17 protein-coding genes are annotated in these 16,386 nt (G+C 66.7%); 4 read left to right on the forward strand and 13 right to left on the reverse strand.

The genetic code is table 11. The annotated features are described in order from the left end of the window. The 4 genes from ACE3TU_RS09515 to ACE3TU_RS09530 form a co-directional block, all read right to left on the reverse strand. Positions 1-355 (reverse strand): PLP-dependent cysteine synthase family protein (locus ACE3TU_RS09515; protein WP_374623243.1); only part of this gene is annotated, 355 nt, incomplete at its 3' end. A gap of 149 nt (positions 356-504) precedes the next feature. After that, on the reverse strand, positions 505-813 hold the full coding sequence (locus ACE3TU_RS09520; RefSeq protein WP_374623245.1) for a DUF1905 domain-containing protein: 309 nt from the start codon (positions 811-813) through the stop codon (positions 505-507). Between the two features lie 45 nt (positions 814-858). Next, positions 859-2,073: an MFS transporter gene (locus ACE3TU_RS09525; RefSeq protein ID WP_374623247.1), complete on the reverse strand. Its 1,215-nt coding sequence runs from the start codon at positions 2,071-2,073 to the stop codon at positions 859-861. Positions 2,074-2,132: 59 nt separating this feature from the next. Next, positions 2,133-3,449 (reverse strand): class I SAM-dependent RNA methyltransferase, encoded by a 1,317-nt coding sequence (locus ACE3TU_RS09530; protein WP_374623250.1) that lies wholly within the window; start codon positions 3,447-3,449, stop codon positions 2,133-2,135. Between ACE3TU_RS09530 and ACE3TU_RS09535 the strand changes: the two genes are divergently transcribed. After that, on the forward strand, positions 3,448-3,867 hold the full coding sequence (locus tag ACE3TU_RS09535; RefSeq protein ID WP_374623253.1) for a VOC family protein: 420 nt from the start codon (positions 3,448-3,450) through the stop codon (positions 3,865-3,867). The two genes, ACE3TU_RS09530 and ACE3TU_RS09535, sit on opposite strands and share 2 nt — an antisense overlap. Before the next feature lie 182 nt (positions 3,868-4,049). Here the strand turns inward: ACE3TU_RS09535 and ACE3TU_RS09540 are convergent, their stop codons facing one another. The 4 genes from ACE3TU_RS09540 to ACE3TU_RS09555 all read right to left on the reverse strand — a co-directional run bounded on the left by ACE3TU_RS09540 (position 4,050) and on the right by ACE3TU_RS09555 (position 7,837). Then, a complete protein-coding gene (locus ACE3TU_RS09540; protein ID WP_374623256.1) occupies positions 4,050-4,772 on the reverse strand; it encodes an outer membrane protein in 723 nt (240 codons plus the stop codon). Between the two features lie 147 nt (positions 4,773-4,919). Beyond that, on the reverse strand, positions 4,920-6,266 hold the full coding sequence (locus tag ACE3TU_RS09545; RefSeq protein ID WP_374623258.1) for a TCR/Tet family MFS transporter: 1,347 nt from the start codon (positions 6,264-6,266) through the stop codon (positions 4,920-4,922). 74 nt (positions 6,267-6,340) lie between these two features. Beyond that, positions 6,341-7,582, reverse strand: coding sequence for an FAD-dependent monooxygenase (locus ACE3TU_RS09550; RefSeq protein WP_374623261.1), 1,242 nt, complete (start codon positions 7,580-7,582; stop codon positions 6,341-6,343). A 9-nt stretch (positions 7,583-7,591) separates the two neighbouring features. Next, positions 7,592-7,837: a zinc-finger domain-containing protein gene (locus tag ACE3TU_RS09555; protein ID WP_374623264.1), complete on the reverse strand. Its 246-nt coding sequence runs from the start codon at positions 7,835-7,837 to the stop codon at positions 7,592-7,594. A gap of 278 nt (positions 7,838-8,115) precedes the next feature. Here ACE3TU_RS09555 and serS point away from each other — a divergent pair, with 278 nt between their 5' ends. From serS to ACE3TU_RS09570, 3 genes are all read left to right on the forward strand, one after another. Beyond that, positions 8,116-9,441, forward strand: a complete 1,326-nt coding sequence (gene serS / locus ACE3TU_RS09560) for a serine--tRNA ligase (protein WP_374623267.1) — start codon at positions 8,116-8,118, stop codon at positions 9,439-9,441. Continuing rightward, positions 9,438-10,229: a 5'/3'-nucleotidase SurE gene (gene surE, locus ACE3TU_RS09565; protein ID WP_374623270.1), complete on the forward strand. Its 792-nt coding sequence runs from the start codon at positions 9,438-9,440 to the stop codon at positions 10,227-10,229. Before serS ends, surE begins: the two co-directional genes overlap by 4 nt. 220 nt (positions 10,230-10,449) lie before the next feature. Further along, entirely contained in the window at positions 10,450-11,625 is a 1,176-nt protein-coding gene (locus ACE3TU_RS09570) for a peptidoglycan DD-metalloendopeptidase family protein (RefSeq protein WP_374623273.1), read from the forward strand. 87 nt (positions 11,626-11,712) lie between these two features. Here the strand turns inward: ACE3TU_RS09570 and ACE3TU_RS09575 are convergent, their stop codons facing one another. From ACE3TU_RS09575 to ACE3TU_RS09595, 5 genes are all read right to left on the reverse strand, one after another. Continuing rightward, a complete protein-coding gene (locus ACE3TU_RS09575; protein WP_374623276.1) occupies positions 11,713-12,852 on the reverse strand; it encodes a Gfo/Idh/MocA family protein in 1,140 nt (379 codons plus the stop codon). Between the two features lie 2 nt (positions 12,853-12,854). Further along, entirely contained in the window at positions 12,855-13,598 is a 744-nt protein-coding gene (locus tag ACE3TU_RS09580; protein ID WP_374623279.1) for a sugar phosphate isomerase/epimerase family protein, read from the reverse strand. A gap of 13 nt (positions 13,599-13,611) precedes the next feature. Beyond that, positions 13,612-14,361: a sugar phosphate isomerase/epimerase family protein gene (locus tag ACE3TU_RS09585; protein ID WP_374623282.1), complete on the reverse strand. Its 750-nt coding sequence runs from the start codon at positions 14,359-14,361 to the stop codon at positions 13,612-13,614. Positions 14,362-14,488: 127 nt separating this feature from the next. After that, positions 14,489-15,562, reverse strand: a complete 1,074-nt coding sequence (locus ACE3TU_RS09590) for an ABC transporter ATP-binding protein (RefSeq protein WP_374623285.1) — start codon at positions 15,560-15,562, stop codon at positions 14,489-14,491. 6 nt (positions 15,563-15,568) lie between these two features. Further along, on the reverse strand, positions 15,569-16,381 hold the full coding sequence (locus ACE3TU_RS09595) for a carbohydrate ABC transporter permease (protein ID WP_374623288.1): 813 nt from the start codon (positions 16,379-16,381) through the stop codon (positions 15,569-15,571). Between the last annotated feature and the right edge of the window lie 5 nt (positions 16,382-16,386).

The raw sequence follows: 16,386 nt of genomic DNA on the forward strand, positions 1-16,386 counted from the left end.
GCTCGGCGGCCGGGGTCAGCACCACCTTGGCCCCCAGGAAGCGCATCAGCTTGCGCCGCTCGACCGAAAAGCTCTCGGCCATCGTCACGACGAGTGGATAGCCCTTGGCGGCACACACCATGGCAAGACCGATGCCGGTATTGCCGCTCGTCGCCTCGACCACGGTTTGCCCGGGCTTCAGCGCCCCGGACTTCTCGGCCGCCTCGATCACGCCCAGCGCCAGCCTGTCCTTGACCGAGCCGAGCGGGTTGAAGGCCTCGATCTTGACGTAGAGGTTCACGTGCCCGGGCGCCAGCTTGTTGATCCGCACCACCGGCGTGTTGCCGATCGTACCCAGTATGTCCTTGTACTTCATGTCCGGTTCCCTCTGGTGCCGCGCGTTGCCGTCAGGATACCCCCGTGCGCGGATCGATCACAAGGCGGGGCCGGTTGCGGTTTTCGGCCCGTGCTTCGAAATCCGTTCTCCGTGGAGCGTCGACATTGGATCGAAACCGTTCCCGACGGTCAGAGGTCGGGTTCGCGGGGCGCGCCACCCACCGTCATGTCCACCATCACCACATCGTCGACTGTCACGCCGAGCCGTCTCCGGACCGCGTCCTTGAGCGGCAGCAGGTAGGTCCCGTCCTTGGGGAACAGGGACGTGGTGAAACTGATCCCGTCGATCGTCGCCGTGACGGGGATGGCGCCCCAGCCGTAGCTGGCGGTTCGCCTGACCCGCGCTATCGCCTCGGCCGGCTCCGCCGGCAAGCGCGCGTAGTAGAAGGGCGCCGGTCCGCGCCAGTGGATGACGGTGGCGGCAAAGCTCAGCTCCATCGGGTTCGATCTCCGCGGCAAACATCGCCAAACCGGGCGACAGGGCTACCCGGCCAGCGTATCCACCTTGGGCAGCGCTGGAAACAGCTGCGTCCAGGCCAGCACCACGGCGATGGTTCCGATCCCGCCGAAGGCCACGGCCGCCACCGGCCCGATCAGTCCTGCCAGCACGCCCGACTCGAACTCGCCCAGTTGGTTCGATGTCCCGATGAACAGCGAGTTCACCGCGTTGACCCGACCGCGCATCTCGTCGGGTGTCAGCAATTGCACGAGCGAGGAGCGGATCACCACGCTCACCGTATCGGCGGCACCCAGCACCACCAGCATCGCCACGGACAGCACGACGCTGGTCGAGAAGGCGAAGACGATCGTTGCCGCGCCGAACACCGCCACCGCCCACAGCATCTTCCGGCCGACACCTCGTCGCAGCGGGAAGCGTGTCAGAAACAGGGACATCGCCACCGCTCCGATGGCCGGAGAGGTCCTGAGCACGCCGAGCGCGACCGGGCCGGCCTCGAGAATGTCGCGCGCATAGACGGGCAGCAGGGCCGTCGCGCCGCCGAGGAGCACGGCGAACAGGTCGAGTGACAGTGTCCCGAGCATCACCGGCCTGCTCCAGATGAAGCGGACGCCGGCAAACACCGAGTCGAGCGTCATCGGGCTCCGCCGGGCCGGCGTGGCGGGACGAGGGATGGAGACGACGTTGTAGCCTGCAACCACAAAGAATGCGCCGGAAACGAGGAACGGCGCCAACGGCCCCAGCCCGTAGAGCAGTCCTCCCAGCGACGGCCCGATGATCAGGGCGGTCTGCATGACCGAGGTCGAGGTAGCGATCGCCGTCTGCAGCTTCTCCTGGGGCACGATACCGGGCAGCAGCGCCGCCATCGTCGGCCGCTCGAAGGCCACGGCCGCCCCCATTGTGGTCACCGCCACGAATATCCCCCAGGTCGGCAGCCAGCCCTGCCAGAGTCCGAGGACGACGACCAGCATCGTGGCCGCCTGCACGCCCTGGCAGATGAGGGCGATACGCCGCCGATCGAACTGATCCGCGACATGCCCGACGAGGAAGGTCAGCAGGAGCATCGGCACGAACTGCGCCAGTCCGACCAACCCGAGATCGAACGGATTGCGGGTCCGGTCGTAGACGAGCCACCCGATCGCCACCGACGCCCCCTGGAAAGCCATCGACGACAGTGCGCGGGATGCGAGGAAGTGGCGGAAGGCCGGAAGGCGCAGAACCGAGGGAGCGGCGGAACTCATTGGGGAACCTGAGGATACCGTGTCACAAAGGCACAGTTCCCGGTTCAGCTCAATGGCTCTCAGGACAAGGGTCCGGTCTGCCACAACCTGATGCGCAATCCGCCGTGCAGGATCGGGGGGCCCGGCGGCAGCCACGGCAGGCCCGTGGCCTGCGCCAGACCGGCATCGGTGGTCACCAGGCCCACCCGCCACCCGGCAAAGCCGGTTCGAAGGCGTTCGCCAAGCGTCCGATAGAGGCCCGCAAGCGATCTCTTGTCCCCGACCCTGTTTCCGTAGGGAGGATTGACGATGACGATTCCCGGCGGACCCGGAGGGTCCGCAAGGGTGGCGACGTCCGCAATCTCGAATCGGGTCGCAGCCGACACCCCTGCCCGCTCGGCATTCTCCCGTGCCATCGCGACGGCACCGGCATCCCGGTCAGACCCGAGCATGCGCAGCTCGGTCAGCGTCGCCGGCGGCGGCGCGAGCATCGCCGCCCAGGCCTCCTGATCGAACCCCGCCAGATGTCGAAAGGCGAAAGCCCGCGATCGGCCCGGCTGCAGGCCCATCGCGATCTCAGCCGCCTCGATCACGAATGTGCCCGAACCACACATCGGATCGACCACCGCCTGCCTGCCGTCGAACCCGCAACTGCGCAGCAGCGCCGCCGCCATGGTCTCGCGCATCGGCGCCCGGTTCACCGCCTCCTTGTGACCGCGCTTGTGCAGCGGCTCGCCGCTCGTATCGATGCTGATGGTGGCGAGGTCGTCATCGATGCGCAGCATGACGCGGATTTCGGCAGCGTCCGAGATGGGAGTGCCGAGTTCGGACGCGATGGCTGTGGCAACCCGCTCTGCGGCGGCGCCGGCATGGTAGATCTTCGAGCGGTGGCAGGCTGCCTCCACAGCGACCGGCAACCCGGGGCGCAGGTAGTCGGACCAGTTCACGCGGCGGGCCCGCTTGTCGAGCTGGGCAAGGTGCATGGCGCGGAACGACGCCACCCGGGCCAGCACGCGCGTGGCGCATCGCAATTGGAGATTGGCCCGCCATACGTCGTGCCAGCCGCCGTCCAGGGCAACCCCGCCGGGCACCGATCGCGCACCGGAGAAGCCCCGCTCCGTTGCTTCGCCGAGCAGCGCCGCCTCCAGTCCCGGCGCCGCCACGAGGAAGATCTCGAAACTCTCGTCCAAGGCAATGCTCCGGGTCCGCGGCGACGCGGCTGCCAATAGCCCCGGCCTGCGCGGGAACGCAATGCCATCGGCCCGAAGGCCGGCGAGGCGATCCTGCCTCGCCCCGGCCCCAGGCGCATCCGAACGGGCACCATCGTTCGCTTTTTGTTCTTCACTGCGGCGGGTTTTGTCGGTATGGTTGAGGGGCAAACTCGGAGGAAGAAGCATGGCTAGCCGCCTCAACCCCTATATCAACTTCCGCGGCCAGGCCCGCGCCGCTGCGGAATTCTACCAGGCAGTGCTGGGAGGAAGCCTGCAGATGGACACGTTTGCCGGCTTCGGCATGCCCGTCGACAATCCGGACGAAAGAGACTGGATCATGCACGCGCAGCTCGACACGCCAGCCGGGTTCACGCTGATGGTGTCGGACACGCCCAGTTCCATGCCGCTCAATGCAGGCAGCAATGTCTCGATCTCGCTATCGGGCGACAATGACGTGGAACTCACTGGCTACTGGAACGGGCTCGCCGAAGGCGCCACCGTCCTTGCCCCCCTCGAAATGGCTCCCTGGGGGGACAAGTTCGGCATGCTGACCGATCGCTTCGGCATTACCTGGCTGGTCAACATCGCCGTACCGAAGAACTGACCCGAGGGTCGCCACCCGGCCGCTGGCCGGGGCGGCACGGGCCCTGACGGAATCCCCTCGACCGGCAGGGCAACCCTCGCCGGTCGAGCATCGCGGTGGTGCCCTTTGGCCGGGCCGCCCGGATGAGGGCACCGCACCACGCCATGCGGGCCCTCGCCCCCTGGCGGGATCGGCCCGCCTCGCTACTGGAACCTGAGGTTCAGGCCGGCTCTCACGACGTGCGCGGACGAAACGAAGTCGAAGTCGTACTCGTCGCCGAAACCGCCCTCCTCGACCACCTGCTTGGTCGGCAGGCCGACATAGAGATAGTCCAGCTTGAGCGACAGGTTGTCGGCCACCGCATACTCGATGCCCGCGCCGGCGGTCAGTCCATATTCGATGCTGTCGACCGCGACATCGTACTCGGGGGAGACTGGTGTCAGCCACCCGTAGAAGTAGTGGGCGTCGACCGCAGCGACGCCTGCGGTGACATACCCGAAGGCGCGGTCGACAGCGAGGCCGCCACGGGCGCGCAGCGTGCCGAACCAGTCCCAGGCGGCGTTGTTCTCGATCGCTCCGGCAACAAGCGACCGGTTGGCGGCCAGCGAGGACCACTGCAGGTCGGCCTCGATGCCGAACACCGCCGCTCCCGCCTGCAGGTTGAGGCCGACCGTGCCGCCGACCAGGTACCCTTCGGCGCTTTGCGAGAAGTCGCCGCCCACGCCCCCCATGATGAAGGCCTGGTAGTCGGTCGTCGTCGCCGACAGCATGCCGCCGCCCGCCGTGGCGCCGACATAGAACCCCGACCAGTCGAGTGCGGGCGCGTCGATCGTGCCGTTGAAATCGGCGGCAGTCACCGCAGAGGCGCAAAGGACCAGCGGGAGCGCAGCCAGCATGGCCCGCGCACCACCCAGAAGCAGTGTCATGGAAGTACCCTCGAAGTATCGAATTGGGGATCAGCCCCCGAATGACTCAAGGTTAATGCCGGGTTGCCGCAATGGCGAGCGCGCCGGCGGCGAGGCCTCCGGCTTTCTGATCCGAACCGGACCCGTGTTGCTCCGGTTTGACTGCGATCACTGACCCGGCGGGGTTGGTGCCGACCCGCTGTCGGTCTCGTCGTGCGGCGGCGTCACCTGCTGTCCGGGCTGAGCCGTCTCATGGATGTGCGGCTGCTTGGCGACCGGGGGACGATGCATGAGATCGAAGCGGCGCGCCGTGTAGATGAACAGCGCGGCGGAAACGACCACCAGGATGCCCGCCCCGAGGAAGGGGGCTCCCGGGAAATACCCCATCTGGTCGCGTGCCGCCTTGGTGAAGTTGCTGAACAGTTGCGTCGCCAGCAACGGCCCCAGGATTGCGGCCAGCGAGTTGGTGGCATTGATCGCCCCCTGCAACTCCCCCTGCGCGTCGTCCGGGACCTGGCGCGACATCAGGGAGTTGATCGCAGGTCCCGCCAGTCCGGCGAGCGAACCGAACACCAGGAATCCGTAGAGCGGCACCTCGGAGTGGATGAAGGCCGTGCCGGTAAAGGCGATGGCGGCGGCCAGCATGCCGAGCAGCACCGTCGCCCACTCGCCGACCCGCTTGGTGACCGGCCCGATCAGCAGGGCTTGGCTCATTGCGAAACCGACACCGAAAGCCCCGAGCGCGATGCCGATCTGCGAGGACGAGAAGCTCAGCACCTCGATGGTGAAGAAGTTCCACACCGACGGAAAGGACTGGCTGGCGAGGACGAACAGGCCCAGAACCGCCAGCAGCCACAGCACGACCGGGTTGCGGCTGAGGCTCCACAGCACGCCGAACGGGTTGGCGCGGCGGATGTTGAACGGCCGGCGCTTGTCCAGCCCGAGGCTCTCCGGCAGCACGAAGAAGCCGAACAGCAGGTTGGCTCCGGCCAGCGCGGCGGCCGCATAGAACGGCCAGCGCGGTCCGATCTCGCCCAGCAGCCCGCCCACGACCGGACCGATGATGAACCCCAGGCCGATCGCCGCGCCGATCAGCCCGAACCGGTGGGCACGTTTCTCGCGCGGCGTGATATCGGCGATGTAGGCTGTCGCGGTGGCAACCGAGGCGCCGGAGATGCCGGCAATGGTGTGCCCGATGAACAGCAATACGATCGAGTTCGCAAAGCCCATGATCGTATAGTCGATGGTGAGGCCGGCCAGGGCGACGAGGATGATCGGGCGACGTCCGAACCGGTCCGACAGGTTGCCGAGGGCCGGACCGAACAGGAACTGCATCAGCGAGTAGGCAAACACCAGGTAGCCGCCCAGCACGGCAGCCTGGGCCACGCTGCCCCCGGTCAGTTGTCCGATCAGTTCGGGCAGCACCGGCAGGATGATGCCGTAGCCGAGCATGTCGAGCAGGATGGTGACGAGGATGCAGACAAGCGTGAGCGTGGATTGCGGCGAGACGGGCATCGGCGGCGTCTTGTCCCTGTGGGTGGCGTCAGATGACACATCGGCCGGGCACTAGGCAAGCACGGCGGACGGCCTCACCCTGCGGCGCGGCGTCCACGCGCGGGCGGGCTCGGCACGCCACCGGGGTCCGGCGACGGGTCGTAGCCATAGAGCCAGGCGAGCCGCTCGAGGTGTCCGCGCGGCCCCTGAGACTTCACCACCGCATCGCGCGCCAGGCTGAACGGCCACTCGAGGTGGAAGGCATTGCCGTTCGACCTCGAGAGGTCCTGCACCCGGCCGACACGGGGCCGGCGGATCGACTCGTAGCGCTGCAGCGCCGAAGCGGCATCCGCCTCGGTCATCAGCAGCGGCGCCAGCACGGCCGCATCCTCGATGGCCATCACGGCGCCCTGTGCCTGGAAGGGGTACATGGCGTGCGCAGCGTCCCCGATCAGCCCGACTCCGCCCTCCGACCATGTGGGCGTGGTCACGGTGGAGAGCGGCCAGTAGGCCCATCCCTCGCCTGCCGCCTGCGTGATCCGGTCCAGCAGGCCGTTGCCGAGCACCTGGCGCGGCAGCCGTGGCGCCTTGGGCGGGGCATCGCCAAAGGCATCCTGCTCGCGCGCCTTCATGAACAGCACCAGGTTGGTCTGCTGCCGGTAGGGCAGCGGGTAGCTCACCGCATGCAGTCCCGGCCCCCACATCAGGCTGGTCCGGCTTGAGCCCAGCAGGTCGGCGAGCACCGATTGACCCAGCGTGATGCGCCAGGCGACCATTCCGGTGTAGTTGGCCGGCGGCCCCATCAGCACGTCGGTACGGGTCCGGGAGTTGACCCCGTCCGCCCCGATGAAGGCAAAGGCCCGGGCCGAGCGCGACTTCCCGTCGGCCTCGTCCACCGTCACCGAGACGCCGCGGGCATGGCTCACCACGTCGTAGGCGCGCACCCCGAACAGCATGTCGATGTTGGCGAACCGCTTGCAGGCCCGGTGCAGCGCCTCCGCCAGGTCGGCCCGATGCATCACCACGTAGGGGGCGCCGAAGCGCTCGCGCATGATCCGGCCCAGCTCGAGGGTCACGAGCGGACGCCGCGCCCCGTGCGGATAGATGTCGATCCCCTCGGGCTCGAACGCCGCAGCGGCCAGTGCCTTGTCGAGACCGAGCCGGTTGAGGACATGCCGGGCATTCGGGCTGATCTGCAGCCCGGCCCCGACCTCCTGCACCCGTGGGTGCCGCTCGAGGACGACCACCGTCGCCCCGAACTTGGCCAGCGCCAGCGCCAGCGTCATGCCGGCTATGCCGGCGCCCGCGATGTAGACGGTGCGGCCATTGCCGGACATCGTCGGCGATCAGGCGGCTTCGGACTGGAAGATCGCCGAAAGAGGCTCGGAAGTGCCGGCAGCCAGCTGCGCATTGTAGACGTAGAGGGTCGAGCAGTACGGGCAGACGACCTCGTTGTCCTTGCCCATGTCGATGAAGATGTGCGGATGATCGAACGGCGGCAGGGCGCCGACGCACATGAACTCCTTGGAGCCCACCTCGATGCGCGCCAGGCCATCGGAATTGTGGAAGTGCGGAGTGCTCTCGTGGGCCATGGCGGTGAATCCGGGGGAGTTGAGGTGGCGCGAACATAGTGGAGGGGGCCGCCGAATGGAAGCGCCGGAGCAGCGCGGAAATACCCCTCATCCAGCCTTCGGCCACCTTCCCCCGCAAGGGGAGAGGGACGAACGCCGAGCGTTCTCAGTCGGGCCTCCCTTCTCCCCTTTGCGGGAGAAGGTGGCGCGCAGCGCCGGATGAGGGGGGCGCACCCTCGGGGCTTGAAACCACGGCCTAATCCGGTAAAGCAGAGCCCTTCCCGCACGGACGGTTCCCCATGCTCGACATCAACTGGATCAAAGCCAATCCCGACGCCTTCGACGAGATGCGCAAGCATCGCAAGAACGTCCCGTACTCGGCCTCCGAACTGATCGCCATGGACGAGTCCCGCCGCGCCGTCATCCTCTCTGTCGAGGACGCGCAGGCGAGGCGCAATGCCCTGAGCAAGCAGATCGGCCAGGCCAAGGCGCAGAAGGACGAGGCGAAGGCTGCCGCGCTGATGGCCGAGGTCGCACACCTCAAGGACGTGGTGCAGTCCGGCGAGGCCGCCCGCAAGGAGGCCGAGGACAGGCTCAGGCAGGCGCTGCTGGTGCTCCCCAACCTGCCGCTCGACGAGGTGCCGCACGGCGCCGACGAGGCCGACAACGAAGAGTATTTCGGCCCCAACGGCTCGCCGGCCACCGCCGCCGCGGCGCGCCCGAAAAAGCCGGTGTTCGCCTTCAGGCCGAAGGAACACTTCGAGACCGGCGAGGCCATGGGCCAGATGGATTTCGAAGTCGCCGCCAGGATTTCCGGCAGCCGCTTCGTGGTGCTGAAGTCGCATCTCGCCCGGCTCGAGCGCGCCATCGGCCAGTTCATGCTCGATTTGCATGTCGACGAGCACGGCTACACCGAGGTGAACCCGCCGCTGCTGGTCAAGGACGACGCGCTGTATGGCACCAACCAGTTGCCGAAGTTTGCCGAGGACTTGTTCTTCGCCCCCCACGGCGAAGGGCGGCTCGCCCTGATCCCCACCGCCGAAGTCCCCCTCACCAACCTCGTCCGCGAGTCCATCCTCTCCGAGGACGAACTGCCGCTGCGCTTCACCGCCCTCACCCCCTGCTTCCGCTCCGAGGCCGGCTCGGCCGGACGGGATACGCGCGGCATGCTGCGCCAGCACCAGTTCAACAAGGTCGAGATGGTGTCGATCACCACGCCGGAAGCCTCGGGCGAGGAGCACGAGAAGATGGTGGCCGACGCCGAGGACGTGCTGAAGCGGCTCGGCATCCACTATCGCGTCATGACGCTCTCCACCGGCGACATGGGCTTCGGCGCGCAGAAGACCTACGACATCGAGGCGTGGCTCCCCGGCCAGGACACCTACCGTGAAATCTCCTCGGTCTCGGTCTGCGGCGATTTCCAGGCCCGCCGCATGGACGCGCGCTACCGCGACAAGGACGGCAAGGTGCGCTACTTGCATACGCTCAACGGCTCCGGTGTCGCCGTCGGCCGGGCGCTGATCGCGGTGATGGAGAACTACCAGCAGGAGGACGGCTCGGTCGCGATCCCTGCCGTGCTGCAGCCCTACATGAAGGGCCTGACGTCGATCGGCGGGAAATCTTGACCTACAGGCAAGAGGGCCTCCGCGTCCTCATCACCAATGACGACGGCGTCAACGCGCCGGGCATCGCGGTGATGCGCGAGATCGCAGCGACACTGTCGGACGATGTCTGGGTGGTCGCGCCGGACGGCAACCAATCGGGTGCCGCGCACCGCTTCACCTTCGGGCGCGAGTTGGGGCTCGAACAGCGCGAGCCGCGCGTCTACGCGGTCGTAGGCGGTTCGCCGGCCGACTGCGTCGTCGCCGCGATGACCCATGTCTGTGCCGACTTCAAGCCGCAGCTCGTCCTCTCGGGTATCAACAACGGCCAGAACCTCGGCGATATCCTCAACTGCTCCGGGACCGTGGCCGGCGCCCGCGAGGGGGCCTTGCATGGCGCCCTCGGCATCGGCATCAGCCAGGCGGTCGACTACGAGGCGCGGGCCGAGGTGGACTGGTCCAATTCCCGCCGCTTCGCCGCCGATGTCGTCACCGGCCTCCTGCGCGAGGTCAGCCGGCGCGACGTCTATTTCAACGTCAACATCCCCTTCGGGCCGGCCGAGGCCGTCACCGGCGTCCGCGTCGTCCCCTCGCAGCGCTTCTCGCATTCGCCCATGGCCTACTATCCGAGCGACAATGCCGGAAAGTTCTTCATTGCCATCCCCCGGACCCCTACCCCGCTCGATCCGACCCACGACTTCCACCTGCTCATGCACACCGCCGCCATTACGGTGACCCCGCTGATGCTGCAACAGACCGAATTCGGGCTGATCGACGATCTCGACGGCAGGCTGGGGCTCGGCCAGGGCTGAGTTCGTCGTCCGGCCGTCGACTATCACGGAGTGCGCCACGCCCCCTCCGTCGACGTCTCGCGGCCGGCAGATCCGCAACCCGTTCGTTACTGATCCCTTAACCCTACCGCCCCCTGAATCCGGCCCGAATTCTTTCGCGCAAAGCGCAGCGCATTTAAGTCAGTTTTTACCTTAACGCCCTAACCTTCAGTCCATTGAGTACCTGCGTACGAGTGGACTGATGAGTAATCGCGTTACCGGTAGGACGTTCAGGGCCGCTGCGATCTTTGGCCTGCTCGTCGGTGCGACGGCGCTGTCCGGCTGCAGTTCGCTGGGTGGCCTCGGCTTCGACAGGACCACGACAGGCGCGGTCGACGCACAAGCGATGCCGAGTGCCACGCAGCCCATGCCGAAGACGCTGACCGCTCCGATCGCGGTTGCGGCCAATACCTTCATTCCACCCAACGACATCGGGGGCGGATCCGGCGCGACGGTGATCGGGCCGGCGCCGGCCAGTCTCAAGCCGCTGGGCTCGGTAACGTCCGAAGACCTACCTGTGCTCTCCTCATCAGACAATGGAAGCAACCAGATGATGCCCGCTGTCCAGCCCCTCACCCCGGTTCCGGCAACCCCCAAGCTTGCCAACCCGGCCGCCAATACCCTCGTCTCCATCCCCTCGGACGCCTATGTCCACGTGATCGAGAGCGGCGAAAGCCTCTACACCATCGCCCGACGCTACAACGTGACGGCGCAGGCGATCATCCAAGCCAATGGCTTCTCGTCGCCGGACAAGATCTTCGTCGGGCAGAAGATCGTCATTCCCGGCCGCGCCGACCTGCTGTCCAAGATGGGCCCCGCCAAGCCGGCCGAGGCCCGGACCGAAGTCGCCGAACTGACGCCGGAGCCCAAGCTGCCGCTGGCCAAGGTTGAGCCTGTCGAGGCCAAGGAAGCCAAGCTGGCCGAGAAGCCGAAGGTCGTCGAGGAGCCCAAGGTCGAGACCGCTGTTGCCAAGCCGCTGGAGCAGCCCAAGGTCGAACCGGTCCTGTCGGGCGCCGACAAGTTCCGCTGGCCGATTTCGGGGCGCGTGATCACCGATTTCGCCAACTCCAAGGGCACCGGCATCAACATCGAGGCGCCGGAAGGCGCAGCGGTCCGCGCCGCCGAGAACGGCCAGGTGATCTATGCCGGCTCGGGTGTCGAGGGGTACGGCAACCTGATCCTGATCCGCCACCCCAACGGCTTCGTCTCGGCCTATGCCCACCTCAAGGACATGAACGTCGCCAAGGGCACCGTGGTCAATCGCGGCGACAATATCGGCACCGCCGGCAAGACCGGCTCGGTCTCCAAGCCTCAGCTTCACTTCGAACTGAGGAAGGGCGCGACCCCGGTCGACCCCATCCCGCTGCTGGCCAGCTGACGCCTGCCTGTCGAAACAAGGAAGGCCCCCGGACGCTCGGGGGCCTTCGTGCTTTTGAGGCGACGATAACCGTCCTGTCCTGCCCGATCAGCGCAACAGCGCGCGGGCGGCGTCGGGACCGAGGGCGGCGGGGCGTTCGCAGGTCGTCGAGAGCGTGACGACCTGGCCCGTCTCGCCGGCCCTGAGGATCGAGGTCATGACGTCGACGGCATGCAGCGCCACGTCGAGATCGCAGCGCGCCTGCCGGCCGGTCTCGAAGGCGTCCATCATGTCGGCGAGGCCGGCATTGCGGTAGTTGGCCCGCGGGTTCGGTGTGTCGAGGTTCTGGTTGGCGGTGCCGAAAGGATGGTCCCAAGGCGCGACCTTCACCTTTGCGCCGGCCCGATCGGTGATCGTCACATCGCCGTTGAAGAAATTCGGGTCGGGCACGTAGACCGTGCCCTCGGTGCCGTAGAGCTCGATATTGTGGTGGCCGTGGCTCGACACGTCCCAGCTGGCGCCCAGGGTGATGATGGCGCCCGAGTGGAACTCGAGGATGGCATGGATGGTGGTCGGGGTGCCGACCTTGATGAAGGTGCCCTTGAACGGCCCTTCGGCGGTGACCTCGCGCTCGGCGCGGGCCATGCCGGTGAAGGCGCTGACCCGCTTGATCGGGCCGACGAGGCTGATCAGGTCGGTGATGTAGTACGGCCCGAGGTCGAGGATCGGACCGCCGCCGGGCTGGAAGAAGAAATCCGGATTCGGGTGCCAGTGTTCCATGCCCCGGCTCATCACGTGCATGGTGCCCGAAGCGATGCGCCCGAGCTTGCCGGAATCGATGATGGCCCTCGCCTGCTGGTGGGCGCCGCCCAGGAAGGTATCGGGGGCGGAACCCACCTTGAGGCCGCGTTCGGCGGCCATGGCCTTGAGCCGGCTGCCCTCCTCGACCGACAGCACGAAGGGCTTCTCCGAATAGGCGTGCTTGCCGGCCGACAGGATGTCCTTGCTGACCGGGAAGTGGGTCGAGGGGATGGTCAGGTTGACGATGACGTCGAGCTCCGAGTTCTTCAGCAGCTGCTCGGGAGTCTGAGCGGCGACGCCGAACTCCTCGGCGCGCTTCCTCGCGGCCTCGGGAATGATGTCGGCGATGGCGCGCACCTCGAGATTGCGGAACAGCGGCGCGAGTCGCAGATAGGCGGCTGAGATGTTGCCGGCACCCATGATGCCGACGCCGTAGGTCTTGGCCATGATCAGGCTCCGAGGGACTTGATGAACGCGATCGAGCGGCTGGCGAAGCGGTCGATGTCGCTGGGGTTGTCGTGTTCGGCGATGAAGTAACCGGCCTTGGTCTTCTGCCGGATCAGCGGCCAGAGCGTCTTCCACGGCACGATGCCGTGGCCGGCATCGGCCCAGCCGTCCTCGTTGGCGTTCTGGCCGGCGGGCGCGATGTCCTTGACGTGGACGGCGATGATGCGGCTGCCGTTCTGCTCGAGCCAGGCGGCCGGATCGGCCTTGCCGCGGACGATCCAGGCGACGTCCGCCTCGACGCTCACGGCCGGGGCGGCCTCGAGCAGCAGGTCCATGGCGTAGCGTCCGCCATAGCTGGCGAACTCGAAGTCGTGGTTGTGGTAGCCGAAAGCGAGCCCGGCAGCCTGGAACGGTCTGCCGATCTTCTGCAGCCGCTCGCCGAAGCGCTTCCAGCCGTCGGCCGAAAGCGGACGCTCGGTCGGGGCCAGCCAGGGGCAGACCACGACCTTGATGCCCAGCGTCTCGGCGAGCCTGAGCGTCTTGTCGGTATTCTCGAGATCGGCGAGGCCGATATGGGCGGTCGGCATGACGAGGCCGTTCGCATCGAGGGCCGACTTCAGCGCCGCCGGGTCGGTGTAGAGCGAGCCATAGCCCTCAGCCTGCTTGTAGCCGAGCGCCGCGATCTTGGGCAGCACCTCGGCAAGCGGATAGTTGCGGGCGCTGAACAGTTGAAAACCGATATCCATGACGATGTTGTCCTTACTTCCAGGCCCTGACGGCCGCGAGCGAGCGGCTGGCGAAGCGATCGACATCGGAGGGATTGTCGTGCTCCATCACCCAGTAGCTGGTGTTGGTCCCGGCCTTGATGGCCGTCGACAGCGCCTGCCAGTCCATGGTGCCGTGGCCGACATCGGCCCAGCCGTCCTCGTTGCCGTTCTGGCCGGCCGGCGCGATGTCCTTGACGTGGACGGCGTTGATCCGTGCGCCGCGCTTCCTGATCCACTCGTGCGGGTCCTGCCCGCCCTTGACCACCCAGGCGACGTCCATCTCCCAGTCGTTGTTGGCAGCGGTATCGAGGATGATGTCCATGGGTAGCTTGCCGTTCGGCAGCGGGCGGAACTCGAAATCGTGGTTGTGCCAGCCGAAGCCGAAGCCACGCTTGCGGAACGCTTCCCCAAGGCCGGCAAGCGTCTCGCCCAGTTCGACCCATTTCGACTCGGGCTGGTTCTCGCGCTCCTCCTTGGGGATCGCGGGGCAGTAGAGGAACCGCATCCCGAGCGTCTCGGCGATCTTCAGCGACGCCTCGACGTCCTTGAGCTGGCTGAGCCCGAAATGTCCGGTCGGCATGCTGAGGCCATGCTTGCGCAGGCTCGCCGCGAGACCCGCGGCATCGGCGTAGAGGCCGCCGAACCCCTCCACCTGGCGATATCCCAGGCGCGCGACGCGTCCGATCACATCGTCGAGCGGCGGGAAGTTCCGGGCGGAGTAGAGCTGAAAGGAAAAGTCCATGGCGTGCCTCATGTCCGGTAGGGGATCCGCCCCCGCGAGCGGGCCGGACGGATCGGATCGATTGGGTGGAATCCCTGTCACCTGAGCCGGCACGCCTCCACGCGCCCGGCAAGGTGCTTGAGAACCGTCAGATGCGCTGACCGCTTTCTGCGTTGAACACCGAACCACGACCCGGATCGAAGCCGATCAGCACCTTCTGACCCGGCTCCAGGTGCACTTCGGCGGCGGCGCGGAACGTCAGCGACTGCGAACCGATCTTGGTCCAGGCGATGGTATCGGCCCCCATCGGCTCGACCAGTTCGATCTCGCTCTCGATCTGCACGGGCATCTTGCGCGCGTCATCGCCGAGCACGATATGCTCGGGACGAATACCCAGCACTGCCGAACCGTTGCCGTGGTTTTCGAACGGGTAGTTGGCGATCGAGATGGCCTGCCCGTCGACACTGATATCGGTGCCGCTCAGCTGGCCATGCAGGAAGTTCATCGACGGCGAGCCGATGAACCCGGCGACGAACAGGTTGACCGGCTTGTTGTAGATCGTGTGCGGATCATCCAGCTGCTGGATCACGCCATTCTTCATGATCGCGATGCGGTCGGCCAGCGTCATCGCCTCGACCTGGTCGTGGGTGACGTAGATCATCGTGTTCTTGAGCCGCTGGTGCAGCCGCTTGATCTCGATGCGCAGGTCCGAGCGCAGCTTGGCATCGAGGTTGCTGAGCGGCTCGTCGAACAGGAACACATCGACGTCCCGCACGAGCGCGCGGCCGATGGCGACGCGCTGGCGCTGGCCGCCGGAGAGTTCGACCGGCTTCCGCTGCAGCAGCGGCTCGATCTGCAGGATCTCGGAGGCGCGCTTGACCCGGGCTTCGATCTCGGGCTTGGGCATGCGTGCGACGCGCAGGCCGAACGACAGGTTCCGCTCGACCGTCATCTGCGGGTAGAGCGCGTAGGACTGGAACACCATGCCGATGCCCCGGTCCTTGGGCTCGTCCCAGGTGACGTTGCGGCCGGAGATGTGGATTTCGCCGTCCGAGACGTCGAGCAGTCCCGCGATGCAGTTGAGCAGGGTCGACTTGCCGCAGCCCGATGGGCCGAGCAGCACGATGAACTCCCCCTGGGCCACCTCGAGATCGAGCGATTCCAGGACCTTGACCGGACCGAAGCTGAGGCTGAGTTCCCTGATGGACACGCTTGACGTCATCGCGCCTTACCCCTTCACCGCACCGGCAGCGATGCCGCGTACGAACCATTTACCCGAGATGAAATAGACGACGAGCGGCACGGCGGCCGTGAGAATGGTCGCAGCCATGTTCACGTTGTACTCGCGGATGCCCGTCGTCGTGGTGACGATGTTGTTGAGCTGCACCGTCATGGGCATGTTCTCCCGTCCGGCAAAGACGGTGCCGAACAGGAAGTCATTCCAGATGCCGGTGGTCTGCAGGATCACCGCCACAATGGTGATCGGCACTGACATGGGCAGCATGATGCGGAAGAAGATGCCCCAGAATCCCGCTCCGTCGACTCGTCCGGCCTTGAACAGCTCGATCGGCAGCGAGGCGAAGAAGTTGCGGTAGAGCAGTGTCAGGATCGGCATGCCGAAGATCGTATGGACGATGACGATGCCCGGTAGCGTGGCGAACAGCCCGACCTTGGACAGTCCGATGATCAGCGGGTAGATCACCACCTGGTAGGGTACGAACGCGCCGAAGACGAGCACGCCGAACAGGAACTCGGAGCCCTTGTACTTCCAGAAGCTCAGCGCATAGCCGTTGATCATGGCCACGACGATCGAGACGGGCACGGACAGTGCCGTGATCTTGACCGAGTTCCAGAAGCCCGGCTTCAGCCCGTCGCAGTCGCGCCCGGTGCACGCCGTGTCCCAGGCCTTGAGCCAGGGCTCGAAGGTGAGCAGCTCGGGCCAGTTGAACAGGTGCCCCTGCCGGATTTCCGGCAATGTCTTCAGCGAGGTGACGATCATCACCCACAGCGGCAGGAGGAAGAACACGGCCGAGATGATCAGGAAGG

Origin of the sequence: Devosia sp. (assembly GCF_041917035.1) — a bacterium.
GTDB lineage: Bacteria > Pseudomonadota > Alphaproteobacteria > Rhizobiales > Devosiaceae > Devosia_A.